The following is a 1,655-nucleotide window of genomic DNA, read 5'->3' on the forward strand; positions in this document are numbered from 1 at the left end:
GTACCATTAGCATTCAAGTCTATATTTCCAAAAGAAAGAATCTCCAAAGGTCCTTTAGAATTGATTTTCATTTTATCCATATAGCGTTGAAACTCAATATAGGAACTCTTAAGAATATTCCCGTTAGCATCTTTCCCAGTAGCAAGACCTATAGAGGCTACAGAGTTTGCGAAGTTCGTAGCATTAGGAGTAGTATGATCTATTACTATAGAGTCGTTAACTGTTCCGCCTGCTCCAGAAAAGTTATTACCTAGCACAAGAGCCTCGGTGAAGGAACCGTTTGTTTTAGGTACGAAACCTAAGAAACCTCGTGCTTGTCCTGTACCATATAGAGTTAAGTTCTGCTTCTCTAGTCTCATGTGGTTATTCGAGCTAGACGGGTCTTCTGTCATGATAACTACACCTTTAAGGGAACCTGTCTTGATATGCTTTGCTTCTACGTATCCATCCAAGTAAATCTTTTTAGCTTGAATTGCTGCAGCTTCACTTGAGAGATTGATAGCTCCTATTACTCCGTTAGCGTCAACTTTAAGAGAGATATTCTGTGAGTTCAATTTAATCTCTGTCTCGTGTCTCTCTACAATAGCTTTACTACCAAATGTCCCGTTAGCCTCTTGTTTAGAGTATACATCCGTAGATTTTGCTCTCAAGTTTATCTCCTGTGTAGTTTGTTGAAACTGTGTATCGTAAGAGGTGTTACGAGTATTGTATTCTGTCTTAGTAACACGATCAGCAACCTCTTTAACCATAGCGTCATAGTTTACGATGTCTTTAGGGTTCTCTAAGTAAGTGGGGAGCTTTTCTCCTACGTTACATTGAGGTTCTGATACCCAGACAGTCCCTGCTCTTCTAATCCATATCTCTATACGAGCATGTGTGATAGGAGCGTCTGGTGCTGTATGCTCCATAGTAAATCTAACCCATTGATTATCAATTAATGAGTCTTGGAACTCAACTTGTTTGTAAGTTCCTACAGAAGTTGTCCCATTAAAGAACTCTATTTTGTATGCAGCTCCTAAGGAAATATTATATTTATCTGTAGTGTAGAGCATAGCAGAGAATTGGAACTTTCCTTGATTCTGATAAGCAGGTACATCTTGATAGATACCATGCCAGATATTTGTATCAGTGTGAGTTGTTTCAATCTTAACAGATCTACTGTTCCCATACCTGCGAGTTTCATCTACTGTGATTTTTCTATCTGTACTGTCTTTGTCAGCGTTCCATCTCTCTAGAGAAGGAGTTGATAAGGAGATATTCCCGAAGCTATCTAGTGTATGTTTTACAAACTGAGTATTCATTAGGAGATTATCCGCTCCAAGTTCACCAATATACTCCTGCATTTGCTTCTCAGATACTTTTGTACCTAGTTCACCTTTGATGTTTGTAATCTCCGTAGTAATCCCTACAGTATCTGGTACAAGAGGTTCCCAGTCAGTGCCATTCCAAAGTTTTAATATCTTAGCAATCGGATCACTAGAGTCTAACCATAAAGTTTTACCTGATTCTAAGTCTTCTGTAGGAGCAGTAGGGCTTTCAATGATAGCCGTCTGCATTTTATCTATGTTATCTTGTACCTGTGTAGCAAGGTCCTTTGCAGTTTGTGATTCCTGGTGAGCCTCATCTGCTTTCTTTCCTGCCTCAGTGATAGCATC

At 39.2% G+C, this 1,655-nt stretch carries 1 pseudogene; it reads right to left on the reverse strand.

Annotated elements, in window-relative coordinates:
* Positions 1-1,556, reverse strand: a pseudogene (locus tag JDS96_RS30335) (phage tail spike protein); the annotation flags it as partial.
* Positions 1,557-1,655 lie beyond the last annotated feature (99 nt).

It is taken from the genome of Bacillus cereus group sp. N21, from assembly GCF_016483395.1.
In the GTDB taxonomy this organism is placed as follows: Bacteria; Bacillota; Bacilli; order Bacillales; family Bacillaceae_G; genus Bacillus_A; species Bacillus_A pseudomycoides.